Here is a 25,380-nt window from a genome sequence, read left to right on the forward strand (position 1 = left end):
TCTTACTCTGCAATCAGTCATTGCCGAGGCCTAGTAAAAAGCGTTCCGTTCCGAGTCGACGGTGGCACAGGCTGACGCACCTGAACGTCACGCACAGTACACACTCCCGCGTTCACCGCAGTCGGCCTCCATCTCAACGCTTTTGAAGCCTCGTGACAACCTATTTGGCATGAAATACGTTCGATTCCGTGACCCGGCCGGTGCGATTCGACGCGGCGAGTTCGAGAGCGGCCACGTTCACTTCGCGAACGAGAGCTACGACCTCGAGGACGATGCGATCGACGTCCTCCCACCGTGTGAGCCCTCGAAGATCGTCTGCATCGGTCGCAACTACGCCGACCACGCCGACGAGATGGGGAACGACGTACCCGACCGGCCGCTGCTCTTCTTGAAACCGCCGAACGCGGTCGCCAGTCACGGCGACACCGTCACCGCACCCGCCGGAAAGGAACGGATCGACCACGAGGCGGAACTCGGCGTCGTCATCGGTGAACAGTGTCGCCACGTCCCCGAAGCCGAGGCGATGGACGTCGTCGAGGGCTTTACCTGCGTCAACGACATCTCGAACCGCGACGACCAGGAGAAAGAACAGAACTGGATCCGCGGGAAGGCGTTCGACGGCGCCGCGCCGATCGGGCCGCTGCTCGCGACGCCCGACGAGGTCCCCGACGACGCGAGCGTCCGGACCCGCGTCAACGGCGACCTGAAACAGGACGGCTCGCGCGAGCAGCTCATCTTCCCCATTCCGGAGCTCATCGCCGAGATCACGACCTACATGACTCTCGAGCCGGGCGACGTGATCGCCACCGGCACGCCGGAAGGCGTCGGCCCGCTCTCCGACGGCGACGAGGTCGAAATCGAGGTCGAAGGCGTCGGCACGCTGTCGCACTCGATTCGACGTCCCTGAGCGGTCCCGTTTCCGATACGACAGTCAGTCGGCCACCGTACCGACTCGAACCGAACCGTTTTCGCCCCGCACTACTGAAAACAGTGGCATGACCGTTCGATTCGGTGCGGTGACCGTCGACTGGCTCGGTCTCGCGACGATTCGCCTCGAGGGCCAGACGGGGGCCGTCATCTACACGGATCCCGGGCCGGAGACGTACGGCGTCCTCGACGGCCTCGAGCCGCGAGACGGCGATCTGATTCTCGTCAGTCACGACCACCACTACGATCCCGACTCGATCCGACGGGTGGCTCACGAGGACGCCATCGTCGTGGTTCACGAATCGATCGACGCCCGCGAGATGGATCGGGAGGTCGAACAGCCCGAGGCACTGCCCTACGAGGTCGAACGCGTTCGCGCCGACGAGTCGTTCGTCCTCGGACCGTTGGATCTGTTCACCACGCCGGCGTACAACGATCCGGCGGGTCCACACGTCGACGAGGCGGGAACGCCGTACCACCCCGAAGGACGAGGCTGTGGCTTCGCGGTCACCGTCGACGGCGTCTCGGCGTTCTGGCCCGGCGACACCGACGTGCTTCCGTTCCACGAGGAGCTAGACGTCGATCTCTTCTGTCCGCCGGTCGGCGGCACGTTCACGATGGACCGCCACGAGGCCGCCGATCTGGCCGATCGAATCCGGCCGGATCTCGTCCTGCCGGTCCACTACGACACCTTCGAGGCGATCGAAATCGACGCGGACGCGTTCGTCGTCGACGTCGCAAACCGCGGTGTCCCGGTGGTTCTCGACGAACAGAACTAACCACTCTCACACATTCGGGGACGAATCCGTGGACATAAGTTGACGGTTGGCCACTCTCTCGCATCTGCCATGCATACTGGTACCAATCCGACAGCTTTCGGAGGCGACCACGTGAACAGTCGTCTGAGACCGACTCTTTCGTATTCACGAACGGGTGACCGACGTGGCCAATAGCGCGGCCGACGAGAGCGGCCCAAAGGATTCCGAACTCACCTACCCATCGTCCGACTGGCGCGGGTTCTTCGAGAACCACTTCGGACCGTCGATGCTCTGGGCGCTGATCAGCATCGGCGGGAGCCACATCGTCCTCGCACCGACGCTCGGCGGAACGTTCGGGCTCGTCGCGATCTGGATGTTCGGCCTCATCTACGTCGCCAAGTACGGCGCCTGGGAACTCGGCATCCGCTACAACTACGGAGTCGGAGCGAACCCGATCGAAGCCTACGGCGACCTCCCCGGGCCGAAGAACTGGGCCCTCTGGCTGACGATCCTCGTGTTCACCGTCATGTACACGTTCATCACGGCCAGCGTCGGGATGAGTACCGCCGCATTCGTCGCCGCACTCACGCCGGGGTGGCTCACCGCCGCCTGGGCGTACGTGCTCTTCGTCGGCGCCGCTGGGGCTCTCGTGATCACGTCTCGATACTCCGTCCTCGAGAAGGCCCTGATCGGTTTCACGATCGCGGTGGGCGTCCTCGTTCTCCTCGGCGCGCTCGTCGGACCGCCCTCTCCGGAACTGATCGCTGACACGGCGTTCGCGGTACCGGATCTCACCGGCCCGGCGTTTATCGCGCTGTTCGCCGCCGCAGCGGGCTTCGCACCGACCGGCTTCAGCACCAGTATCCTGATCGGGAGCTGGAGTATGGCCAAGGGGGAAGGCGCCGGCGAACTCCGCGAGAAGGGGCTCGATCCGAACGATCCCGCTAATCACGACTACATCCGCGCGTGGATCCAAACCGGGCGGCGGGACTTCAACGTCGGCTACGTCTTCAGCTTCGTCCTGATCGCGGCGATGGTCGTTCTGGCGACGAACGTGCTCTACCCGAACCCGCCGACGGACGCCAACCTCGCTTTCGCCATTGGAAACATATTGAGCGACTCGTTCGGGGAGTGGTCGTACTACGCCATGCTGATCGGTGCGTTCGCGGCGCTGTACTCGACGGTCATCACGCTCCTCGACGGTGCCGCCCGCGCAACCGGGGATATTCTCCCGATGGCACTCGAGGACGAGAGCATCGACAGCGAACGGGTTCGAAAGCTCGTCGTCGTCGGTGTGGTCGTCGTCAGCAGTGCGATGGTCGTCGCACTCGGTGACGTTCCAGTGACCCTGTTGCTCTACGTCGCCGCGATCCTCGCGGTCACGGAGATCTTCTTCTACCCGGCGAACTGGTACGTCGTCGAGAAGCACCTCCCGGAACCGTTCCGTCCGTCTCGAGCCTGGCACGCCTACTACGTCGTGAGTCTCGTGCTCGTCCTCGTCTTCGGTGCGATGGGGGCCGCGCTCCGACTCGGGTTCATCGGTTGAGACGCCGTTCGGATCGTTATTTGCGCCGGAATACTCCGATCCGGTCGATTGAGTACGTCCGCGTGGAACTAGTTAGCTATCCGACCGGACCAAAGCGTTACTGTCACTGCTGACGACTCCACGACTATGAGCACCGATCGCCGATCGAATCGAACCGGGGGCGGGCCGCCGTACTGTTCGAACTGCGGCACCGGTCTCGAGCCGTCGGCGAACTTCTGCCCGAACTGCGGACTGTCGAACGGTCGTCTGACCGACCGATCGAGTGCCGAGTCGTCGACCGTGCGAGAACGAACGGGTCCGCGTGCCAGCGCGAGTACGGATTCGAGCGGCAGTGTGACCGACCGCGAACACCTCGAGCATCGGATCGCGACGGCGCTGCAGGACGGCTGGGAACTCGAGCACGACTTCGGCGACCACGCCGTGATGGTGAAACGGTCGTTCGGCAGCAGGGACGAGCACCTGGTGGTCGCGCTGATCACCGTCTGGTTCACGATGGGAATCGGGAACGCACTCTATGGCGCATACCGGTACGTCGGCGACGCAGAGCGGATGGTGTTACGAACGGACCACGTCGAGAACAGCGACGCCGATCGCGAGTCCACCGGCTCCGCGCTCCGCTGGCGCGTGACGGCTGCGGTCTGCTGGCTCGCGGCCGCGATCGTCGCCGTGGTCGGTCTGCAGGTCGTCACGGCAGCCGCGAGCTACCCCCTCTTTCTCCTCGCGTTCGTGTTCGCGGCGATGGGTGTGAGCGCCCTGCCGTCGGTCCAGCGACGACTCGAGAGCCGCCACTCGGTGACGGCCAACGGCCGGGTCCGATCGGTCGACGAACGTACCGTCGTCGCTTACGACAGACCGTGTGCGGCCTGTGCGGATCCCGTCGGTCGCGGACTCGAGCGAATCTACCGAAAGGAGTTCTGCCTGCTCGGCGTCCCGCTGGCGGCCTCCGAGGGGCGCAACTACTACTGCAAACAGTGTGCGAACGGAACGAGGCCCACGACTCCGGACCGGTCCGGCCCGCCCTCGTCCGCGAGCAACGCGAAGACGGACCGGTTGCTGGAGACGGATCCAGAGACGGAACGAGAATCGGTGTAGTCCAGTCACGACAGGGGCGTCACAGCAGTGGCATTTCGAGGGAGCCGCGTCGCGGATACGGTGTGTGGCTCGAACGTCACTCGAGGAGTTGTGGTTCGACGAGGCGACCAGCAGGCTCTCGGCGGCGCTGCCGGAGCCGGTGAGTGTCCGACGGTACCGGAGCCGGCGAGGCGCCGATTGTTCCGGTTTGGGAATACTTTCCACGGTCGGCGTGCCAGTGGTGGTAGTGTGAGCGTCTCTTCGCCGCCGATCTGGTCGAACGTCTGGTCGAATCCGTACCGCCGCCGATGGATTCTGTGGGGCATCCTCGCGACGACGTTCCTGCTCGTGAGCATCTACCGGCTCTTGACGGCAGTCATTGCGGGGCCGGTGATGTCCGCGTTCGGAATCACGGGGACCCAGCTCGGAACGCTGCACGCGATATTCTTCGTTATCTACGCGCTGATGCAGATTCCGACGGGTATCCTCGTCGATCGGATCGGTCCCCGCCGGACGGCCACAGCCGGGGCGGCAGTGATGAACGTCGGGGCGGTCTGGTTCGCACTCGCCGGCGGATACGGAGGCGCACTCTCGGGACGGTTTCTCATCGGACTCGGCGGGAGCGTGATCTTCGTCTCGTTGCTTCGGTTCTGCGCGAACTGGTATCGAGCCGACGAGTTCGGGACGATGAACGGGCTGTGTTTCGCCGTCGGTGGGGTCGGCGGTATCCTCGCGACGACGCCGTTCGCCATCGCGGTCGACGTCGCGGGGTGGCGGACGGTCGTACTGGCCCTCGGAACGTTCGGACTCGTGGTAGCGGTCGCGACGTTCGTCTTCGTCCGAGACTCCGCCGAGCGGGCTGGTCTGCCGGCGATCGAAGGCGCTCCCGAACGGTCGATGTTGTCGGTCGGTGAAGTGAGGGAGTTCTCCGTGCGGATCCTCTCCGACCGATGGACGTGGGTCGCCGCCGTCATGCTGTACTGCACCGGCGGGGTCAATTTGACGCTCGTCGGCCTCTGGGGGATCCCCTACGTCGTTCAGACCTACGACGTCTCGGTGACGGTCGCCTCGACGATCACGCTCTTCGGCGGGATCGGGCTCGTCGTCGGGCCGCCCGTCATCGGTCGCCTCTCGGACTCCCTCGAGCGCGATACGGAGTTCATCGTCGTCGGCTCCGTCCTGTATACGATAGCGCTGGGATTCGTTGCCGCAACGGGTGACCCCCCACTCGTTACCGTCGGCGTCGTGTTCTTCCTGACCGGAAGCCTGTTCGGTACGTTCGTCCTCACCTATCCGATCGTCCAGAATCGGTACGACGACAGAGCCAGCGGTATCGCCATCGGAACGATAAACGGCGCGTCGTTCTTCGGCGCTGCGACCTTCCCGACACTGATGGGGTGGGTTCTCGACGCCTACTGGACCGGCGACGTTCTCGACGGTGCCCGCGTGTACACCGAGACCGGCTACCGTGTTGCGTTCGCAATCGGCACCGTCGCCGGTCTCCTCTCGGTCTGCTGTGCCGTCTGGCTCCACCTTCACGACCGCCAAGAGTAGGAAGACGGAGTAAGCGTTCGGCGGAACAGCGGCGGTCGCGACGCTCACGAAACTTCGTTTAAACCTCGGTAGGACGACTCACCCTCACTGAGAGCTCCGGTTCATCTCCCGAACCGTCGGTTCGAGGACCGTCTACAGGACGCCCATCTCGGTGAGACGCTCCGGCTCATCTCCCGAACCGTCGGTTCGATGGCCGTCTACAGAACGCCCATCTCGGTGAGACGCTCCGGCTCATCTCCCGCAACGTCGGTTCGATGGCCGTCTACAGAACGCCCATCTCACTGAGACGTTCCGGGAGATACGTGTCCGTCACGAAGTCGAGACCGCGAGCAGCGAGCGACTGCTGTTCGGACTTCTTGCCGATCTCGAGCTGTAACTCGATCTGTTCCTCCCAGTAATCGGTCTGGAAGCGCGGGTCCTCGAGTTCGCTCTCGAGAGCGTTGATGTCCGAATCCGAGAGGGGATCGGTCGGGAGGTCGTACTCGACGATGTCGGCGGGCTGGATGCCGATGTACTGGGCCTCGGGGGTGGCGAGATACTCCGACAGGTGGGCCGACTTGATCGAGCCGTAGGCGACGGAGCCGTAGATGCGGTACGACCACGGGTCACCGTCGGCGAAGACGGTGACGGGGAGATCGAGTTCGTCGTGGAGTCGCTTGGTCAGTCGTCGCGTCGCCCGCGCCGGCTGCCCGCCGAGGTGGACGATGAGGGCGTCGTACTCCTCGTCGAACCCGTTCTCGACCAGTCGGTCGCGCATGCCACCGGTCTCGACGCAGAGGACGAACTCGGCGTCGTTGTCCAGGAACTCGATGGTGTCCGGGTTATTCGGGATCTGATACCCGCCCTGTCCCACGTCGAGCTGACAGTGGATGTCGCGGTCGCCGCGGTTGGTCTGCTCGCGGATGCGAAGCGGCCCCATGACCTTCGCGCCGGACTCCTCGGGGCGCATGTGAAAGTCCTCGCGGGTGACTCCCGAGACGATCTCTAAGTCTTCGATCAGCCCGTTCGACTCGTCCTGATCGTTGAACTGGGCCTCCTTGTTGTCCCAGCTCTCCGAGAGGTAGTAGAGTTCACGCAGGGTAGACGAGCGATCCTGCTCGAGTTGGTCCGCGAGGAACTCGATGGTGTAGACGGCCTTCAGGAGCTTTCGGGCTCCGCGAACGGAGTTGGCCGAGCGCGTCGACTCGCGGTCGCCGTACACCCAGACGTTCAGCTCCTCGCTGTACTCGATGTTGTTCTTCGTCCGCGTCGGGACGGACATGTGCGGGATCTCGCCCAGTTCGAACTGGTCGTAGAACTGCGCCGCGAGATCGATCAACTGTTCTCGTGCCTGCTGGTCGTTGTCTGCGCTCATTGGTCTGTGACGGTCAGTTTCTCGGTTTCGACACCCTTCACGTCGAGATCGAACTCGGCGTCGTCGGCCACCTCGTACTCGAGGGCGGCGTCCTCACCGCTCGAGACGTCCGGTTCCCACTTGACGAACCACTCGCCGTCCATCTCGACGACGGTCGCGTCGTCGGGGAGACCGGTCGGTTCGGCCGAGACGATATCGGTGATCTCGAGGGACTCGCTGGTGTTGGAGTTGTTTTCGACCGTGACCGTAACGGCCTGACTGGTTCCGTTCTCCTCGAGCGATCGCTCGACGAGGACGTTGTTCATGATACGGGCGATGGCGTCGTCGATGTCGGGTTCGTCGCGCTCGGTTACCTCGGCGACCTTCGTGGCCATCTCGGGGAGGATCTTCCCGAGGACGTTCTGTTTCTTCCGGCGTTGTTGCATCGATCGCCGCTTGTTCAGATAGCTCTTGAGTTCGCGTGCGGCCTCCCGGATCGCGAGTTCGATCTCGTCTTCGATCGCGGGGACGTTCGCGACCGCGTCCTTCGACTCGCTGGTGAAGGGGACGTTCGTCGACGCGACGTGGACCATGATGACGGCCGGGCCGTTCGGCAGGCCGGAGCCGCCGGGCTGGTCGAGCCCGTAGTTTCGCCAGCCGATCGACTTGACCACGTCGGTCGTCGCACACGCGCCGCGCTGGTAGACCAGCGGGACGCGGTTGGCAAAGCGCATGACGTCGGCGCTCCCTTCGGCCTCGAGGTCGCCGCCGTAGGCGATGCCGGCTTCGACGATGAACGGGTCGCCGCCGTGAACTTCGGCGTCTCGGGTCGCCGAGGAGTAGAAGTCGGCCTCGAACTCCTTTTCGAGCCCGGCCGAGATCAGCTCCTCGGTGATGGGGGCGAGACACCGCGTCGGCGGTGCCATGATATCGGTCTCGCGCATCCCGTCGACGAGGTTGCTGGCGGCGTCGCGGTCGCCTTTGAACTCCCGCACGAGCGGCGGGTCGTCCGGGACGGTCGCCATGACTCCCCAGACGGCCTCGAGGACGTTCTCCCGGGCGGTGTCGCCGAACGAAACGTCATCGTACTCCTCGGTGAGATCCGCCGCGCGGTCGACGAACGAGCGAAGTCGCTTGTGCGTGAGTCGGTGGCGGGTGAGCGCGTCCTCGTCGCCCTCCTCGCGTTCGTCCTCGAACTTGGCCGCGAGGCGCTCGGCGAACGCGTGGATCACCTCGTCGTCCTTGCGGGTGCTCGTCGCGTCGTCGGCGAGCGCGTAGAGGTCGGCGACGAGTCGCGACTCGCTGTCGACGTCGTCCTCGTCGAAGTCGACCGTCTCGTCTCCCTCCCCTGTCGCGTCGTCGCCGGGCGCGTCGATCAGCGCGCGCCAGACCACGTCGACGGCGTTCTCGCGGACGGTGTCGCCGAACGTCGTTCCGTGCTCGGACTCGACGTCGTCGGCGGCCGAATCGACGACCGCGAGGAGTTCGTGGTGGGCGATCCGATCGCGATCGTCGACCGCGTCGACGATGGCGTCGGCGAATGCGTCCGTCGCGTCGGCGCCTTTGTTCACGGTCGCGTCCGTGATCGACGATCGGAGGTCGATATCCTCGTGGCTCGCGGGCGGTCGCCACCGCATCTCGCGACCGTAGTGGCGGTCGCGGAACTCGTCGATGATCGACTCGGCGCTCTTCTTGCCCACGCGCGTGAACTCCTCCTGGAGGAAGCCCGAGACCGTCTGGGAGTCCGTCGCCGACAGCATCTTCATCACGGTGCCGAGTTCGACGCCGTGGGGGTGTGGACGGATCTCCTCGGTTTCCTCGGGTAGCTGATCCGTCGCGCGTTCGAACTTGAAATGCTCCTGCGGTTCGCGCAGTTCGAGGCGCGCGTGAGGGTTGACGACTGCGGTATGCTTGATATAGTCGTGAAGCTGGTTGCGAGCGCGCATGTTCGCCTCCATCTCGAGGACGATGCGCGTGCCGTGGGGCCGATCCCACGTGGTCGTCTCCTCGACGCTGATCTCGGGTTCGTTCTCGTCGGTATCGACGATGAGCTCGAAGTACTCCGCCTCGCTCGCACCCTGGGTTCGACTGGTGATTTTGGCGGGCTTCCCGCTCGTGAGCTGGGCGTAGAGCACCGCCGCGGAGATCCCGATCCCCTGCTGCCCGCGGGACTGTTCGCGGGCGTGGAATCGCGACCCGTACAGCAGTTTCCCGAAGACCTTCGGGAGCGTCTCCTTCGTCAGTCCCGGTCCGTTGTCCTCGACGATCAACCGATAGTAGTCGCCCGCTTCCTCGATCTCGACGTAGATATCCGGCAGAATGCTCGCCTCCTCGGCGGCGTCTAAGGCGTTGTCGACGGCCTCCTTGACGGCCGTGACGAGCCCTCGAGCCCCGCTGTCGAAGCCGAGCATGTGCTTGTTCTTCTCGAAGAACTCCGCGATCGAGATCGCCTGCTGGCTCTCGGCCAACTCCTCGGCGATCCCCGCCTCGTCCTCGAGTGTCGACTGAAACGACGTCATTGTCCCTCCATACTAACGGCGGGGCTAAAAGGTGTGTGTTACCGGAGTGAAAGTGAACCCGGTGAGGGCGGCGGGGGTCGGGGGTGGACCGATCGTGTGGGTCCACGAGTCGACGCCCGTCCGTCTCGGGCGGCGTTCGATCCGTTTCGGGCGGCCGTCAGTCGTTCTCGAGCGGCGGCCAATACCACGCGTCGGCTCGGACGACGCCGAGCAGCTTCTGCCGTCGATCCGTCAGGTCTTCGAGCGCCCCGTCGAACTCCCCGTCGGCCATCGGGATATCGTCGTCGCGGAGCCGATCGAGATCCGGCGCTCGCGGCACGTCGTCGGCGGGTTCGATGAACGCCGTGCCGAGCGTGTCGAGGTAGCTGTCGACGCTCGAGCGCGCGTTTTCGACCAGCGTTGGATTCGGTTGGGCTTCCTCGTCGACCCCGTGTCGGAAAATGGTCAGCGCCTCGTCGAAGATGGGGACGGCCATCGCCGAGGCCCGCGTGGCCTGTTCGCTGTGGTAGTAGTGGAGGATCGGGTAAGCCTTGTGCTGGTCCGCGAGCAGGGAGAGCTGGGCCGAGAGCGATTCGAGGGGGAGATCGAGCCCGTCGAACTCCTCGCTCTCGCCGGCCCAACCCGCGCGGACGAACGCCTCGCTGCGTTCACCCAACCCGGTGACGTCGCTGGCGAACGAGCGCTTCTCCGAAACGGCTCCGAGGACGGTGAGGACGTAGGAAACGCCCAGCGTCACGAAGGCCATGCCCGTCGCCGTCGTGAACGAACTCGCGATCTCCCAGGTTCCCGTCGTCGGCGAGTAGTCACCGTTTCCGTTCGTGAACATCGTGTAGGCGACGTAGTAGAGCCGTCCCGTCCAGTCGGCGTACTCGCCCGTCTGGGGGCTGACGAGGGCCGTCTGGTCGCCAGCGAAGAGAAACGTCCAGCCGAGCCACAGCAGCGCGATCCACATCGCGAGCGTGAGCGCGAGGATGAGCGGGCCGGCGACGCTCAACGCGCGCGGGTGATCGCCGCTTACCGTCCGGAGGCCGCGCCAGGTCCAACTGGTTAGCCGTCCCGAGAGCGGACCCGACCCTCCGTCGACCCAGAGCGTCGTCCAGAGAATGTCGACGATCACCGCCGCGAGTACGACGGTACCGGCGGCCAGATACAGCGGTCTCATTTCACTCCCAGTACAGGGCCGAACTCCGTCAACGATGGCCCGGTCACTGACGCGGCTTTTTCAGTTCGGACCGCGCCGGTGGCAATGCTCCAGCGATGATCCGTGCCTGAAAAAACCGTGTAGTGTGCCAGAGGGTTTATACTATTCACGGTACACCACCGACTATGAGTACACGAACGGGTGCCACCGATGGATCCTTTTGGGGGGAGGTCGACGACGACCTGGCACTCTCTCGGTATCGGGCGCTCGTCGAAACGATCGACGATGGTCTCTATCAACTCGACGCTGACGGACGGTTCGTCGCGGTCAACGACGAACTCGTGGATGCGACGGGCTACGCTCGCGACGAACTCGTCGGCGAGCACGTTTCCCTCCTGCTCGACGATTCGACTATCGATGCGATCGAACGTGAAATCGCCATTCGACTGCGGTCGGACGACGACGCTGCGACCCTCGAACTCGACGTTCGAACGGCCGACGGCGGAACGCTTCCCGTCGAACTGCGGATCAATCCGATCGTGGACGGCGACGAGTTTCGGGGGACGATCGGCGTCGCCCGCGATCGTTCGAGGCCCACCCGGAAGGTACACGCGACCGACGTCGAGCGATCGACACCGACGGATATCGCGGACACTTCCTCCGGGTCGATCACGACCATTCTCGACGATGCCAACATCGGCGTCGTCGTGCTCGACGACGCGTTTGACGTCGTCTGGGTCGACGAGACGTTCGAGGACGTTTTCGGACTCGAGCGCGAGTCGATCGTCGGTCGTGACAACCGGGCGGTGCTCGAAGACACCCTCGCGGAGACGGTCGCCGAACCCGGTTCGTTCGCGGAGACCGTCTTGGCCACGTACGACGAGGGTAGCTACGCCGACGGTCTCGAGTGTCGAGTCATCGGAACCGCAGGCGACGATCTCGAGGAGCGGTGGCTCGAGTACCAGAGCGAACCGATCGAGTCGGGCGAGTACGCCGGCGGACGGGTCGAACTCTACTACGATATCAGCGATCAGAAGCGGTCGGAAGGCGCCCTGCGGGAGAACCAGGCGGAGTTTCACTCGCTGGTGGACGCCGTCGAGGAGTACGCGATCTTCCGGCTGGATGCGGACGGCCACATCATTAGTTGGAACGAGGGCGCGGCGCAGATCAAGGGCTACGACCGCGAGGAGATCCTCGGCGAACACATTTCGACGTTCTACACGGACGCGGATCGGGCCAAGGGCGTTCCCGAGCACAATCTCGAGCAGGCGCTCGAGAACGGCTCGGTCGAAGACGAAGGATGGCGCGTCAGGCAGGACGGAACGCAGTTCTGGGCGAACGTCACGATAACGGCGGTCCGAGACGACGACGGGAATCACCGGGGCTACCTGAAAGTGACTCGCGACATGACCGATCGGTGGGAGCTCGAACAGGAGCTCGAAACCGAACTACAGCGCATGCTCAGCCGGATCTCCGACGCGTTCTACGCCGTCGACGACGAGTTCCGATTCACCCACGTTAACGACCGCGCCGAGGAGCTTCTCCAGCACTCCGAGGAGGAGTTAGTCGGCGAGGAGCTCTGGGACGTTTTCCCCGACCTCGTCGATCTCGACGAGGTTTGGGACGCCTTCCACACGGCACTGGAGACGCAGGAACCGACCAACTACGAACTCTACTACGACACGCTCGACTTCTGGGTCGAGGCGAACCTCTACCCCTCCGAAACCGGTATTTCGGTCTACTTCCGAGACATCACCGAACGAAAAGAGCGCCAGCAGGCCTTAGAGGAGTCCGAGCGGCGCTATCGAACCCTCGCCGAGTACTTCCCGAACGGACTGGTCACACTGTTCGACCCCGATCTCGAGTACACGCTGGCAGCGGGTCAGGGCTTCGATCGGATCCCCGTCGACCCCGAGGACCTCGAGGGCGCGAATTTCTACGACGTGTGGCCCGAGGAGATGATCGACGACCTCGAACCGGCGTTTCTGGCCGCACTCGAGGGCGAGGAGCGAACGATCGAAATTTCCTACGCCGACCAGGAGTGGGCCATTCACGCGGTGCCGATCACCGACGAGCGCGGTACCGTCATCACCGGGATGATGATGGCCCAGGACATCACCGAGCAAAAGGAACGAGAACGGTATCTGGAAGACGCGAAAACGCAACTCGAGGCCGCGACTGAGGCGGGTGCCGTCGGGACCTGGGAGTGGCACATTCCCGAAGATCAGTTCGTCACGGGTCGATCGTTCGCCAAGAAGCTCGGCGTCGATCCGAACGCGGCCCGCGAGGGCGTTCCGCTCGATCGAATCACGTCGTCGATTCACGAGGCAGATCGCGACCGCGTCGAGCGACGGATCGAGGCTGCCGTCGAGTCGGGCGAGGAGTACGAGGAGGAGTACCGCGTCTGGAACGCCGACGGCGAACTCCGATGGGTCGTCGCTCGCGGGCACGTCGAGTACGACGAGAGCGGTACCCCCGAGACGTTCCCCGGTGCGCTCACCGATATCACGGAGCGAAAGCGAACCGAACTGGAACTCCAGCGGAACAAAGAACAGTTTCAGTCCCTGTTCGAGATCCTCCCCGTCGGGGTCGTCGTCGCGGAGCAAAACGGCGGTATCGTCGAGGCGAACAGGGCCGCCAAGGAGATCTGGGGCGTCGACGAGTTCGACGCCGACTCGTTCGACGATTACGATCAGTTCTCGGTTAGATGGGCCGACACGGGCGAGCCGCTCGAGCGCGACGAGTGGACGATCGCTCGCGTGCTTCAAGGCGAGGAGGTGACCGAGCCCGGAACCTTCGAAATCGATTCCAGGGACGGCGAGAGACGTATTCTCAGCGTCAGAGGGATGCCGATCAGGGACGCACGCGGCGACGTGACCCGCGCCGTGATCACGCTCAGCGACATCACCGAACGCACGGCCTACCAGCGCCGCCTCGAGGAGACGGTCGCCCAGCTCGAGGAGTCGAACGAACGGCTCGAGCACTTCGCGTACGCGGCCAGTCACGATCTGCAGGAGCCGCTGCGAATGGTCTCGAGCTATCTCCGACTCATCGAGCAGCGGTACGGGGACGAACTCGACGCCGACGGTGAGGAATTCCTCGAGTTCGCCGTCGACGGCGCCGATCGGATGCGCGAGATGATCGAGGGGCTGCTCGCCTACTCCCGAGTGGAGACGCGCGGCGACCCGCTCGAGCCGGTCGAGCTCGACGCGGTGCTCGCGGACGTCGTGTCGGATCTTCAGTTCCAGATCGAGGAGTCCGAGGCCGAGATTACGGTCGATCGACTGCCCCGCGTCGAGGGCGACGCGAGTCAGCTACGCCAGGTGTTCCAGAACCTCCTGACGAACGCGATCACGTACAGCGGAGACGAGCCGCCTCGAATTCATGTCGACGCCGAGCGACGAGGACGCCAGTGGGTGGTGTCGGTCCACGACGAGGGGATCGGCATCGATCCCGAGGATCAAGAGCGCGTGTTCGAGGTCTTCCAGCGGCTGCACAGCCGCGGCGAGCACACCGGAACGGGAATCGGGCTCGCGCTCTGTCAGCGCATCGTCGAGCGCCACGGCGGCGAAATCAGCGTCGAGTCCGAGCCCGGCGAGGGGACGACGTTTTCGTTTACCCTGCCGGCGGCCGAGGGGCAGTGAGAAACGCCGGGTCAGCGACCGTCGAACCGCGTCTAACAGGGGTGTCACGGCCCGATTATTCGTTAGACACCACGTATCGCTCGCGTAGCGACCGCTCGCTCACTCGATGGCATCGAGAAAATCGCCACAGGGTTCGGCGAGTTCATCGATCCACTCGCCGTTCTCCCCAGGAACGAACCGGACCACGGTCGTGTCTCGCTCGTCTTCCCTGCGCGCCGTCTCGAGGCGCTGGATGCGTTGGGTCCGCTTCCAGATCCCCGTGACTTCGACGCGACCGTGTTCGGCGTGGTCGTACGTCCCTCCGTCCTCGATGAGCCGGTCGTCGGCCGACCCGTACTGCTGTTTCCCGTCGGTCATACGGGTCGGTACTGATCCGCACGGTTTCCGTTCGTTGCCTGCAATAGTATAAACGCACTCGTCTCCCCTCTGGCGGCAGTCAGACGGGTTCGAGTCCGGCGCCGGCGATTCGTCGACCGTCCACCCAGGGACGACTCGTCCCGTTCTCGAGCACGCCCGACACACGGTCCTCGACGACGATTTCCACAACCGTCGTGATATCCCGATTCGTCTCGGGGACGGTCGCGGCGGCCCTCGCCGCGTTCGGCGTATCGACCCTCCAATCTTCTATTACTCGGCCGCCGAACGCAACTAATACGGTGTTGTAGCTCCCTCGATACGATCAACCGACTGTTACCGAGCGCTCGCCCGCGCGCGTACGTGACTTTTATTAGGGACCGACCACTACCCGAAAGCAGGTTTTACATGTCCCAGGAAAGTGAGTACGGCGCCGGACAGATTCAGGTCTTAGAGGGCCTGGAGGCCGTGCGAAAACGGCCGGCGATGTATATCGGCTCTACGGATTCTCGAGGACTCCACCATCTCGTCTACGAAGTGGTGGACAACTCGATCGACGAGGCACTGGCAGGTCACTGCGACGACATCACCGTCACGATCCACGACGACAACTCGGTGAGCGTCTCGGACGACGGCCGCGGCATCCCCGTCGACACACACGACGAGTACGAGCGCCCGGCTCTCGAGGTGATTCTTACTGTTCTCCACGCCGGTGGGAAGTTCGACAACAAGTCCTACCAGGTCTCCGGCGGCCTCCACGGCGTCGGCGTGAGCGTCGTCAACGCGCTCTCCGAGCGCCTCGAGGCCGAGGTCAAACGCGACGGCGCCGTCTTCCGTCACGCCTTCGAGGCGGGCGAACCCGTCGGCGACATGGAGCGCGTTCGCGACATGGAGCCGGACGAGGAGACCGGTACCCAGGTTCGGTTCTGGGCCGATACTGGCATCTTCGAGGCCGACGAATTTTCGTTTTCGACGCTCTCGAATCGGCTTCGCGAACTCGCCTTCCTCAACTCGGGCGTCCGCATCACGCTGCGTGACGAACGCGAACAGACCGACGACGGCGAGTTCGTCACGGACACCTACGAGTACGACGGTGGCATCCGCGAGTTCGTCGAGTACCTGAACGAGACGCGCTCGGCGATGCACGACGAGATCATCTACTTCGAGGACGAGGATCAGAACATCCAGGTCGAGGTCGCGATGCAGGCCACCGAGGAGCTGCAGGGTTCGATCCACGCCTTCGCGAACAACATCAACACTCGAGAGGGCGGCACCCACCTCACCGGGTTCAAGACCGCGCTCACGCGGACGGTCAACGACTACGCGGGCGACAACGGCCTGCTCTCTGACTTAGAGGAGAACCTCACGGGCGAAGACATCCGCGAGGGACTCACCGCGGTGATCTCGATCAAACACCCGGACCCGCAGTTCGAGGGCCAGACGAAGACGAAGCTCGGCAACTCGGAGGTTCGTGGGATCGTCGAGAGCGCGATGCACGAGGGGCTGGGCACCTACTTCGAGGAGCATCCCGACACCGCCCAAGCGATCGTGATGAAGGCCGTCGAGGCCGCGAAGGCCAGAAAAGCGGCCCGGAAGGCCGAGGAGCTGACGCGACGCAAGTCCGCGCTCGACTCGACCTCGCTGCCCGGAAAGCTGGCCGACTGCCAGACCAAAGACCCCGACGAGGCCGAACTGTTCATCGCGGAGGGTGACTCCGCAGGCGGCAGCGCGAAACAGGCCCGTAATCCGGAGTTCCAGGCCGTCTTGCCGATCAAGGGGAAGATCCTGAACGTCGAGAAACACCGACTTGACCGGATCCTCGAGAACGACGAAATTCGGAACATGATCACCGCCATCGGTGCGGGGATAGGCGACGAGTTCGACGTCGAGGACGTCCGCTACAAGAAGATCATCATGGCGACCGACGCCGACGTCGACGGCGCCCACATCCGGACGCTCATGCTCACGTTCTTCTACCGGCACATGCGTCCGCTGCTGGAAGGTGGCTACGTCTACGCGACCCAGCCGCCGCTGTACCGGATTCGCTACCGCGGCGAAACGTACGACGCGATGACCGACGCCGAGCGCGACGAGATCGTCGAAGAGAAGTGCGACGGCAACCCGACTCAGGTCCAGCGGTTCAAAGGACTGGGCGAGATGAACCCCGAACAGCTCTGGGAGACGACGATGAACCCCGAGAACCGCATCCTCAAGCAGATCACGGTCGAGGACGCGGCCGCCGCGGACAAGATGTTCTCCGTGCTGATGGGCGACGCCGTCGAACCGCGCAAGCAGTTTATCAAAGATCACGCTCCCGAAGCCGAGTGGATCGATATTTAGACGAGGTGACGTAACTACATGAGTTCAGACGTACCCGAACCGACTGACGTAGAGGCACGGGCGGTCGAAAACGTCCGCATCGAAGACGAGATGGAGCAGAGCTACATCGACTACGCGATGTCCGTCATCGCGGGGCGGGCCCTCCCGGACGTCCGGGACGGGCTGAAGCCGGTCCACCGGCGCATCCTGTATGCGATGCACGAGATGGGCGTCTCCTCCGGCAGCAGCCACCGGAAATCCTCCTCGATCGTCGGGGAGACGATGGGTGACTACCACCCGCACGGCGACAGCGCGATCTACGACACCCTGGTCCGACTGGCCCAGGACTTCTCGATGCGCTATCCCCTCGTCGACGGGCAGGGGAACTTCGGTTCGATGGACGGCGATCCGGCCGCAGCGCCTCGATACACTGAGGCTCGGATGGCTCCCGTCGCCGAAGAGTTGCTCGAGGACATCGACAAGGACACGGTCGACTTCTCGGCGAACTACGACGACCGCCTGCAGGAACCCGACGTGCTTCCGGCGGCGTTCCCGAACCTGCTGGTCAACGGCTCCTCAGGAATCGCTGTCGGGATGTCGACGAACATCCCGCCGCACAATCTTGGCGAGGTGATCGACGCGACGGTCGAGCTGATCGACAACCCCGACGCGACGGTCGAGGACCTGATGGAGCACGTCAAGGGCCCCGACTTCCCGACCGGCGCGAACATCGTCGGTCGCGACGCCATCTACTCGGCGTACAAGACCGGTCGCGGTCGGATTCGCGTCCGCGCGGAGTTCGAGGTCGAAGAGTGGAAGAACGACCGAGAACGCATCGTCATCACCGAACTCCCCTATCAGGCGAACAAGGCTCGGATGGTCGAGCGCATCGCCGAGGACGTCAACGAGGGCCTGATCGAAGGCGTCTCGGACCTGCGCGACGAGTCGGACCGCGACGGCGTCCGCGTCGTCGTCGAGTGTAAACGCGGCGCGAACGTCGAGGTCGTCAAAAACCGGCTGCTCGAGAACCATCTCGAGAAAACGTTCGGCGTCATCAACCTCGCGCTGGTCGACGGCCAGCCCAAGGTGCTCTCGCTTCGAGAGACCTTGGAGGAGTACGTCGCCCACCGACGCGAGGTCGTCCGCCGTCGCAGCGAGTACGATCTCGAGGAAGCCGAGGATCGAGAACACATCCTTGAGGGTCGGCTGACGGCCGTCGAGAACGCCGACGACGTCGTCGAACTGATCCGGAACAGCGAGGATCGCTCGGCCGCGAAAGAAGCCCTGCAGGAGGCGTACGACTTCTCACAGGCCCAGTCCGAACACATCGTCCGGATGCAACTCGGCAGCCTCACCTCGATGGAGACCGCCGAGATCGAAGACGAGTACGAGGAGGTCCAGGCCGAGATCGAGCGCCTGACGACCATCCTCGAGAGCGAGCAGGAACTGCTCGCGGTCATCAAAGACGAGTTGCTGGAGATCAAAGACGAGTATTCGGACGATCGTCGCACCTCGATCATCGAGGATCAGGGGACGGTCACCCACGAGGATCTCATCCCGGAAGAAGAGGTTTTCGTCGTCATGACCGAAGACGACTACGTCAAGCGGATGCCCATCGAGAACTTCGATCCCCAGGGACGCGGCGGCAAGGGGATCATCGGCGCGGACGTCAAGGAGGGCGACCGCGTGACGACGGTGTTCCGGGCGAACACCCACGACTACCTGCTCTGTTTCACCAATCAGGGCAAAGTCTATCAGCTCAAGACCTACGAAATTCCCGAGATGGGCCGGACGGCCCGCGGGAAATCGGCGGTCAACATCCTCGATCTCGACCCCGGCGAGGACATTACCGCTATCGTCGACACCGACGCCTTCGGCGAGGACGAGTACGTGACCATGGCGACCCGCCACGGCTACGTCAAGCGAACCGCCGGCGACGACTTCGAGAACATCCGCACGACCGGGATCATCGCGGCCGACTTGGAGGAAGGCGACGAACTCGTCGACGTCGAGGTCACCGACGGCTCGCAGGATCTGGTCATCGCCACCGAGGGCGGGATGACGATCCGGTTCGACGAGAGCGAAGTCCGTGCGATGGGCCGAAACGCCCGCGGGGTCAACGGCATCAAACTGCAAGAGGGTGACGCGGTCGCCGGCCTCGTTGCGACGGACGAGGAGGACGGACAGGCGCTGTTGACCGTCACCCGGAACGGCTACGGGAAACGGACCCGGCTCTCCGAGTATCGCACTCAGTCGCGCTACGGGAAGGGGTTGATCGACATCAAGACGGGCGAGCGAAACGGTCCCGTGACGGCCGTCAAGGCCGTCGACGACGACGACCAGCTCGTCATGATGAGCGAGCGCGGCCAGATCGTCCGCACTCGCGTCGACGAAATTTCCGAAGTCGGTCGGAACACGATGGGCGTGATCGTGATGGCCGTCGAGGACGGCGACGCGGTTGCGAGCGTCGACGACATTCCGGCTGCCGCAGCGGCCGACGCCGAGGCCGACGACGATGGCGAGGCAACCGATGCTTCCGATGCGGACGGCGAAGTCGAGGCGGACGGCGACGAGAACTGAGCGGCCCGCAGCAATTTTTTTGCGCGTCGAAGCGCCGTCGAGCACAGTAGGCGAGCGGAGCGTCGTTGGATACTCTCGAGTACGGGGTACGCTATGAAGGGGCGAGAACTGTAGATGACTCAGTGTGCAGGCTCTTCGGCTGGCGCAACCATGTCTTCGATTCGCAGGATGAGAATGTTGTTGGTGTCGTCCTTGCCGTCCACGCGGCCCTCGATGACCAGTTTCGACAGCGGCGTCGGGCCGACGATGACCGAGTCGTCCTCGTGAATCTCGCCCATCGGGCCCTGCATGTGAATCTCCGCGCGGCAGAGTTCGGGGTGGTGGACGCTCGAGAGGTCGATCTCCTCGACGATGACGTCCTGGACGGGGTTGCCCTCGTGCTCGAGCGGGACGGAAGCGGGGTCGTCCATCTGCTGGATCTCGAGGGCTTCGTAGGCTGCGGCAGTCGGCTTGTAGCCACCTTTCGGACCTGGTACACCTTCGACCAACTGCAGGGCCTTGAGACTCTGCATCTGGTTGCGGATCGTTCCGGGGTTCCGGTCGACCTGCTCGGCGATGTCCTCGCCCTTGATCGCGGATTCGGACTCCTTGTGGAGATTTGTCAATGCACGGAGAATCTTCTTCTGGCTGGGGGTGAGTTCGATGGATGACATACTTTATTGTTCGTAATTGATTTCCTTAAACCCGACGGGTATGTCGGGCTGATTCACTCAGATTTTGCTGTTTGAACCGGTCATAGTAAGGCGTTTGGGTTCGTCGTCCGTCGCTCGCTTCGACCGACGGCGATCGACCGCTTACGCCGGAATGAGCCAGCCTTCGAGGAGGACCTCGGTGAGGACGTCCTCGAGGAAGAACATCAGGACGAAACCGAACGAGAACGTCGCGGCGTTGACCCGGGTGAACACGGCTTCGGCGTCGAACCGGATGAGTTCCGCGACCTCGATGAGCACCTGGAGGATCGCGCCGATCGCGATGGCGTAGAACAGGATCGCGAGCAGAGTGGACTGGGCGAAGCTGCCGACCCAGCCGCCGAGAATAACGGTGCCCCCGGCGATGGTGCCCATTGCGACGAAGTGGTACAGCGGCGGTGCCGCCCTGTCGCGGGCGACCGCGGCGACGATGGTCGGTCCCTCCATCACGTTGTGCATCACGAACGCCAGAACGAGCAACATCACCAGCGACGCGTCGCCGGCGACGTAGGCGACGCCGATGCCGAGCCCTTCGCCGAGGCTGTGCAGGCCGAGCGCGAGCGCGACCAGATAGGCGATCTCGAGGCCGCTTTTTTGCTGGTCCGCCATTTTGCGCTGACGCCACTCGCTGGCTGCGTACATGACGAGAAACGTCCCCCCGACGCCGACGACGGCCAACGTGGCAGCGAGTACGGTGCTCTCGGCGTCGGCACTGTACTCGAAGACCTCTTCGGTCATCTCGACGGCAATGAAGACGAGGACACCAGCAGCGAGCGCCATGAAGGCGTGTAAGTACCGCGGATCGAGATCGCGAATGAACGGAAACCAGAGCATCCCGACTAACACCGGAATGATACCGGCGATCGCCCCGATTATCGTCAGCATCCAGAGCATATCCGCCGTGCTCGCTTCGTCCACGCTTCCGAGGTCACCGAACGGCGAAGTGAGATAGAGCGCTCCGAAAATAGCCCCCAACACGAGGAGGGGACCGATCGCTAACAGCCAGCGAGGGAGATCGTATATCGATCGATCCGTCATCGCGAACCGTCACCTCCAGCAACACACACTCGAGTCGTCATTACGCATCGATTAGAGACGTCTAAACATATATCTTTTCCACGCACGATCCGTTAGATCGAGTCTAAACAAACTTCCAGATCGATTTTGTGTACGGATATGGTCCGGCCCGCGCTATTGTTCGATCTCCGCTCCACGAGCTACGCGCACGTGGTGTGCGACGGTGTCGGGGAGTGAGACCGACTCGTCGTGCTCGCTCGAGCGCGCCGTGATCATCCCGAACGGCGCGACCTCGACGATCTCGAGTTCGACCCCGGGTTCGACGCCGTGGTCGGCGAGGTAGGAGAGGACGTCCGCGTCGCGGTCGGCGACCTCCTCGACGACGACGACGTCGCCCTCTTCGAACTCGGTGACGGATTTGCCGTCGGGACGCTCCGGCGGCTCGAGGTCGGCGCTGGGGATCGGCGAGCCGTGGGGGTCGACCGTCGGCTGACCCAGTGCGTCCGCCACGCGGGCCTCGAAGTCCTCGCTGATGTGGTGTTCGAGCCGGTCGGCCTCCTCGTGGACCTCCGCCCAGTCGTAGTCTAAGTGTTCGGTGAGATAGGCCTCGAGCAGTCGATGGTGGCGGACGACCTCGAGGGCGACGGTCTCGCCCTCGTCGGTCAGCGTGACGCCGCGGTACTTCTCGCGGTCGACGAAGCCCCGTTCCTCGAGTTTATCGAGCATGCTCGTGACGGTCGGCGACGTGACGTCTAGCTCCTCGGCGATGGCCGACGTCTTGATCCGCTCGTCGGTCTCGCGCTGGAGCTGATAGATCGCCTTGAGGTAGTCTTCCATCACGTCGCTCAGCATCATTCTATTTGAGATTTAGGGCCATCTAACCCTAAATCTGTCGCCGTCTCGACCGTCACCATCAAATCGCCCGGTCGTAAACTGGACGTATGGGCACGACTGTCAGAATCATCGGTGCGCCGATGGACTACGGCGCGGATCGTCGCGGAGTCGACATGGGACCGTCCGCTATCCGGTACGCGGGACTCTCCGACAGACTCGAGCGCGCGGGTGTCGATCCGGTCGACGCCGGGGACCTCGCTATCCCACGGGCCGAAGAACGGGATCCGGACGCCGGCGGCCCGAATCGAGGGAACGCCAAGTTCCTCCAGGAGGTCGAAGATATCTGTACGCGGCTGGGAGACCAGGTCGCGGAGACGCTCGCCGACGGCGAGTTTCCGCTCGTCCTCGGCGGCGACCACTCGGTCGCCATCGGGTCGATGCACGGCGCCGCTCGAGACGCCGACCTCGGCGCGATCTGGTTCGACGCCCACGCCGACCTGAACACGCCCGAGACCTCACCCAGCGGAAACGTCCACGGGATGCCCCTCGCCGCGACGCTCGGCCACGGTGCGTTCGCGGAGATGGAGTGGGCCACCGCGCCGCGCGTCCGAGAGGAGTCGATCGCGTACGTCGGCCTCCGGAGCATCGACGAGCGCGAACGCGAACTCGTCCGAGACAGCGAGATGACGGCGTTTACGATGGCCGACATCGACGAACGCGGCATGACGGCCGTCGTCGAGGATGCACTCGACGTCGCAACCGGCGGCACCGACGGCGTCCACGTCAGCCTCGACCTCGACTGGCTCGACCCCAAAGCGGCTCCCGGCGTCGGGACGCCCGTCCGCGGCGGCGTCACCTATCGGGAAGCCCACGCCGCACTCGAGACCGTCTCCGAGCGCCACGACAGCGAGGAAATCCTGCGGTCGATGGACGTCGTCGAAGTGAACCCGATCCTCGACGAGGGGAACGAAACGGCGACGCTCGGAGCCGAACTGACTGCAAGCGCGTTCGGAAACAAAATTCTCTGAGTTCGACACCTGTCAGGAGTCCGATTTTCCGAACATCGGATACTGTGAGGTGAGAACACGCCACAACACGATGCGTGTTCCAACACCTTTGTATCGTAGTGTATCAGACTGTCGAATATGACTGAGAACGTCGTCGTGCTCGGCGCGGGCTATGCCGGTGCTGGTGCGATCAACAAGCTCCAATCGGAGCTCGGGGGCAACGCGCGGCTAACGTGGATCGCAGACGTCGACTATCATCTCGTTTTGCACGAATCTCACCGCGTGATTCGCGACCCGAACGTTCGATCGGACATCACGTTCCCGGTCGAAGATATCGCCGATCCGTCGACCCGGTTCATCCAGGACGAAGTCACCGGCCTCGACGTCGACGAGCAGGTCGTCGAACTCGCCGACGGCGACGACGTCGACTACGACTACGTCCTCGTCGGCCTCGGCAGCCAGACCGCCTACTACGGCATCCCCGGTCTCGAGGACCACTCGCTGACGCTGAAGAGCCTCGACGACGCCCTCGAGATCCACGAGGCCGTCAAAGACGCCAGTCAGGCCGCCACCCGCGGCGAACCCGCACAGGTCGTCATCGGCGGCGCCGGTCTCTCGGGCATCCAGACCGCCGGCGAGATCGCCGAGTTCCGCGACAACCACCGCGCGCCGATCGAGATCCACCTCGTCGAGGCGCTCGAGGAGATCTTCCCCGGCAACGATCCGGAAGTTCAGCAGGCGCTGCGCGACCTCCTCGAGGACGCCGGCGTCCAGATCCACACGGACGACCCGATCACCGAAGCCAAAGAGGACGTCATCGAGTTCGACGAGGGCGAACCGCTCGACCACGACGTGCTCGTCTGGACCGGCGGCATCACGGGCCGCGACGCGATGGACGGCGTCGACCTCGAGAACGAACACAACCGCGTCAACACGGAAGCGAACTTCCAGACCTCCAACGAACGCGTCTTCGCCATCGGCGACTCGGCGATCATCGATCAGGGCGACCAGCCCGCACCGCCGACCGCACAGGCCGCCTGGCAGGCCGCCGAGGTCGCCGGCGAGAACATCTCGCGCGCCATCGAGAACCGCCCGCTCAAGACCTGGGAGTACAACGACAAAGGGACCGTCGTCTCCGTCGGCGAGAAAGCAGTCGCCCACGACGTGCAGATGCTCCCCGTCGACACCTTCGGCGGCTTCCCCGCGAAGAACCTGAAAAAGATGATCGCCGCCCGCTGGATCGCGGACATCACGTCCTGGAACGTCGCCCGAAAGTCCTGGTCGTCGCTGTAGCCCGGCCACGTCCCAGTTCCGAGCGCTCGAGTCGATCTTTTCGCAGTGCTGGTGGGATCCGTTGCGTCGATATTCACAGTGTCGTCGATAGCGTCCACACGTACAACAGGGGACGCGTGACGTCTCAGAACCGACCGTCGAGATAGCTCCGTGCGAGCGTCGCCTCCGCTTTCCGCAGGTGGTCGCCGGCCGTACTCGTCGCGAGTCCCAACTCGTCTGCGACGTCATTTACGGTTCCCTCACGCGGGATGTCGTAGTAGCCGACTCGCTCGGCGGCCGCCAGTGTTTCTCGCTGTCGTTCGGTCAGTCCGACGCGACCGCCGGTCGGCCCCATCGCAGTCACGGCCTCGAGTTCGACGTCGAACCCGCCGGGGAGTGCGTTTACGACGGTATCGACGTCAGCGGCAGTTCCCAACATCTGTATCGTGAGTCGACCACCAGAGAGGAACGTGATCGGCGGCACGGCGACGAGGTTCGTTGCCGTGAACGCGTCGTACAGCTCCCGATCGCTCTCTGTAGGCGTATCCCTGACGTAGAGGTACAGTTCGTCGGCTCGGCCGTCTACCAGTTCGTACTCGCGGATCGACGCCGTCTCTCGGAGCGCCCGCTCGTAAACGTCGCGGTCGGCGAGCACGCGAAACACCAGTGCAGTACGCTGCTCGCCCGTGACGTTCCACTCGAGTAGCTCGCTCCGATGAACCGCCTCGTGGTCGTCGATCAATCGATGCATCGGATGCTGGACCCACTCCGGAATTCGGATCGCCACCGTAAACGATCGCATACCGATACCGACG

At 63.9% G+C, this 25,380-nt stretch carries 18 protein-coding genes; 10 read left to right on the forward strand and 8 right to left on the reverse strand.

Annotated elements, in window-relative coordinates:
• Positions 1-169 precede the first annotated feature (169 nt).
• The 5 genes from BLT08_RS05435 (at position 170) to BLT08_RS05455 (ending at position 5,856) form a co-directional block, all read left to right on the forward strand.
• Positions 170-907 carry a fumarylacetoacetate hydrolase family protein gene (locus tag BLT08_RS05435; RefSeq protein WP_090303729.1) on the forward strand — a complete coding sequence of 246 codons (738 nt, stop codon included), beginning with the start codon at positions 170-172 and terminating at the stop codon, positions 905-907.
• An 88-nt stretch (positions 908-995) separates the two neighbouring features.
• Entirely contained in the window at positions 996-1,706 is a 711-nt protein-coding gene (locus BLT08_RS05440; protein ID WP_090303730.1) for an MBL fold metallo-hydrolase, read from the forward strand.
• A 154-nt stretch (positions 1,707-1,860) separates the two neighbouring features.
• The gene (locus BLT08_RS05445) at positions 1,861-3,231 is read left to right on the forward strand and encodes an Nramp family divalent metal transporter (RefSeq protein WP_090303731.1); all 1,371 of its coding nucleotides are present in this window, start codon (positions 1,861-1,863) and stop codon (positions 3,229-3,231) included.
• 126 nt (positions 3,232-3,357) lie between these two features.
• Positions 3,358-4,323, forward strand: a complete 966-nt coding sequence (locus BLT08_RS05450; RefSeq protein ID WP_090303732.1) for a zinc ribbon domain-containing protein — start codon at positions 3,358-3,360, stop codon at positions 4,321-4,323.
• A gap of 228 nt (positions 4,324-4,551) precedes the next feature.
• Positions 4,552-5,856, forward strand: coding sequence for an MFS transporter (locus BLT08_RS05455; protein WP_245724148.1), 1,305 nt, complete (start codon positions 4,552-4,554; stop codon positions 5,854-5,856).
• Between the two features lie 262 nt (positions 5,857-6,118).
• Here the strand turns inward: BLT08_RS05455 and BLT08_RS05460 are convergent, their stop codons facing one another.
• The 3 genes from BLT08_RS05460 to BLT08_RS05470 form a co-directional block, all read right to left on the reverse strand.
• Positions 6,119-7,210: a DNA topoisomerase IV subunit A gene (locus BLT08_RS05460; RefSeq protein ID WP_090303733.1), complete on the reverse strand. Its 1,092-nt coding sequence runs from the start codon at positions 7,208-7,210 to the stop codon at positions 6,119-6,121.
• Positions 7,207-9,708 carry a DNA topoisomerase VI subunit B gene (locus BLT08_RS05465; protein ID WP_090303734.1) on the reverse strand — a complete coding sequence of 834 codons (2,502 nt, stop codon included), beginning with the start codon at positions 9,706-9,708 and terminating at the stop codon, positions 7,207-7,209. The genes BLT08_RS05460 and BLT08_RS05465 overlap by 4 nt, the downstream gene beginning before the upstream one ends.
• A 157-nt stretch (positions 9,709-9,865) precedes the next feature.
• Complete coding sequence (locus BLT08_RS05470) at positions 9,866-10,870, reverse strand: potassium channel family protein (protein ID WP_090303735.1); 1,005 nt, start codon at positions 10,868-10,870, stop codon at positions 9,866-9,868.
• Between the two features lie 164 nt (positions 10,871-11,034).
• Here BLT08_RS05470 and BLT08_RS05475 point away from each other — a divergent pair, with 164 nt between their 5' ends.
• Positions 11,035-14,493, forward strand: a complete 3,459-nt coding sequence (locus BLT08_RS05475) for a PAS domain S-box protein (RefSeq protein ID WP_090303736.1) — start codon at positions 11,035-11,037, stop codon at positions 14,491-14,493.
• A gap of 99 nt (positions 14,494-14,592) precedes the next feature.
• Here BLT08_RS05475 and BLT08_RS05480 read toward each other — a convergent pair whose 3' ends face one another.
• Positions 14,593-14,850, reverse strand: coding sequence for a hypothetical protein (locus BLT08_RS05480; RefSeq protein ID WP_090303737.1), 258 nt, complete (start codon positions 14,848-14,850; stop codon positions 14,593-14,595).
• Between the two features lie 405 nt (positions 14,851-15,255).
• Between BLT08_RS05480 and gyrB the strand changes: the two genes are divergently transcribed.
• Both gyrB and gyrA read left to right on the forward strand, forming a co-directional pair.
• Complete coding sequence (gene gyrB / locus BLT08_RS05485; protein ID WP_090303738.1) at positions 15,256-17,187, forward strand: DNA topoisomerase (ATP-hydrolyzing) subunit B; 1,932 nt, start codon at positions 15,256-15,258, stop codon at positions 17,185-17,187.
• 18 nt (positions 17,188-17,205) lie between these two features.
• Positions 17,206-19,746 carry a DNA gyrase subunit A gene (gene gyrA, locus BLT08_RS05490; protein ID WP_090303739.1) on the forward strand — a complete coding sequence of 847 codons (2,541 nt, stop codon included), beginning with the start codon at positions 17,206-17,208 and terminating at the stop codon, positions 19,744-19,746.
• A gap of 119 nt (positions 19,747-19,865) precedes the next feature.
• Here gyrA and BLT08_RS05495 read toward each other — a convergent pair whose 3' ends face one another.
• From BLT08_RS05495 to BLT08_RS05505, 3 genes are all read right to left on the reverse strand, one after another.
• Positions 19,866-20,399, reverse strand: coding sequence for an Rrf2 family transcriptional regulator (locus BLT08_RS05495; protein WP_090303740.1), 534 nt, complete (start codon positions 20,397-20,399; stop codon positions 19,866-19,868).
• Positions 20,400-20,540: 141 nt separating this feature from the next.
• Positions 20,541-21,473, reverse strand: a complete 933-nt coding sequence (locus BLT08_RS05500) for a ZIP family metal transporter (protein ID WP_090303741.1) — start codon at positions 21,471-21,473, stop codon at positions 20,541-20,543.
• 153 nt (positions 21,474-21,626) lie between these two features.
• Complete coding sequence (locus BLT08_RS05505; protein WP_090303742.1) at positions 21,627-22,307, reverse strand: metal-dependent transcriptional regulator; 681 nt, start codon at positions 22,305-22,307, stop codon at positions 21,627-21,629.
• A gap of 86 nt (positions 22,308-22,393) precedes the next feature.
• Between BLT08_RS05505 and rocF the strand changes: the two genes are divergently transcribed.
• Together rocF and BLT08_RS05515 are read left to right on the forward strand one after the other, a co-directional pair.
• Entirely contained in the window at positions 22,394-23,314 is a 921-nt protein-coding gene (gene rocF, locus BLT08_RS05510) for an arginase (protein ID WP_090303743.1), read from the forward strand.
• 117 nt (positions 23,315-23,431) lie between these two features.
• A complete protein-coding gene (locus tag BLT08_RS05515; RefSeq protein WP_090303744.1) occupies positions 23,432-24,586 on the forward strand; it encodes an NAD(P)/FAD-dependent oxidoreductase in 1,155 nt (384 codons plus the stop codon).
• 124 nt (positions 24,587-24,710) lie between these two features.
• Here BLT08_RS05515 and BLT08_RS05520 read toward each other — a convergent pair whose 3' ends face one another.
• Positions 24,711-25,367, reverse strand: coding sequence for a helix-turn-helix domain-containing protein (locus tag BLT08_RS05520; protein WP_245724149.1), 657 nt, complete (start codon positions 25,365-25,367; stop codon positions 24,711-24,713).
• Positions 25,368-25,380 lie beyond the last annotated feature (13 nt).

The organism is Natronorubrum texcoconense, from assembly GCF_900100335.1.
In the GTDB taxonomy this organism is placed as follows: domain Archaea; phylum Halobacteriota; class Halobacteria; order Halobacteriales; family Natrialbaceae; genus Natronorubrum; species Natronorubrum texcoconense.

What these genes read in the sequence shown, in the direction of transcription:
- BLT08_RS05495 (WP_090303740.1), bottom strand. Translation starts at nt 20,399, where the DNA reads ATGTCATCCATCGAACTCACCCCCAGCCAGAAGAAGATTCTCCGTGCA.
- BLT08_RS05470 (WP_090303735.1), bottom strand. Translation starts at nt 10,870, where the DNA reads ATGAGACCGCTGTATCTGGCCGCCGGTACCGTCGTACTCGCGGCGGTG.
- BLT08_RS05520 (WP_245724149.1), bottom strand. Translation starts at nt 25,367, where the DNA reads ATGCGATCGTTTACGGTGGCGATCCGAATTCCGGAGTGGGTCCAGCAT.
- rocF (WP_090303743.1), top strand. Translation starts at nt 22,394, where the DNA reads ATGGGCACGACTGTCAGAATCATCGGTGCGCCGATGGACTACGGCGCG.
- BLT08_RS05435 (WP_090303729.1), top strand. Translation starts at nt 170, where the DNA reads ATGAAATACGTTCGATTCCGTGACCCGGCCGGTGCGATTCGACGCGGC.
- BLT08_RS05505 (WP_090303742.1), bottom strand. Translation starts at nt 22,307, where the DNA reads ATGATGCTGAGCGACGTGATGGAAGACTACCTCAAGGCGATCTATCAG.
- gyrA (WP_090303739.1), top strand. Translation starts at nt 17,206, where the DNA reads ATGAGTTCAGACGTACCCGAACCGACTGACGTAGAGGCACGGGCGGTC.
- BLT08_RS05460 (WP_090303733.1), bottom strand. Translation starts at nt 7,210, where the DNA reads ATGAGCGCAGACAACGACCAGCAGGCACGAGAACAGTTGATCGATCTC.
- BLT08_RS05515 (WP_090303744.1), top strand. Translation starts at nt 23,432, where the DNA reads ATGACTGAGAACGTCGTCGTGCTCGGCGCGGGCTATGCCGGTGCTGGT.
- BLT08_RS05440 (WP_090303730.1), top strand. Translation starts at nt 996, where the DNA reads ATGACCGTTCGATTCGGTGCGGTGACCGTCGACTGGCTCGGTCTCGCG.
- BLT08_RS05465 (WP_090303734.1), bottom strand. Translation starts at nt 9,708, where the DNA reads ATGACGTCGTTTCAGTCGACACTCGAGGACGAGGCGGGGATCGCCGAG.
- BLT08_RS05450 (WP_090303732.1), top strand. Translation starts at nt 3,358, where the DNA reads ATGAGCACCGATCGCCGATCGAATCGAACCGGGGGCGGGCCGCCGTAC.
- BLT08_RS05500 (WP_090303741.1), bottom strand. Translation starts at nt 21,473, where the DNA reads ATGACGGATCGATCGATATACGATCTCCCTCGCTGGCTGTTAGCGATC.
- BLT08_RS05475 (WP_090303736.1), top strand. Translation starts at nt 11,035, where the DNA reads ATGAGTACACGAACGGGTGCCACCGATGGATCCTTTTGGGGGGAGGTC.
- gyrB (WP_090303738.1), top strand. Translation starts at nt 15,256, where the DNA reads ATGTCCCAGGAAAGTGAGTACGGCGCCGGACAGATTCAGGTCTTAGAG.
- BLT08_RS05480 (WP_090303737.1), bottom strand. Translation starts at nt 14,850, where the DNA reads ATGACCGACGGGAAACAGCAGTACGGGTCGGCCGACGACCGGCTCATC.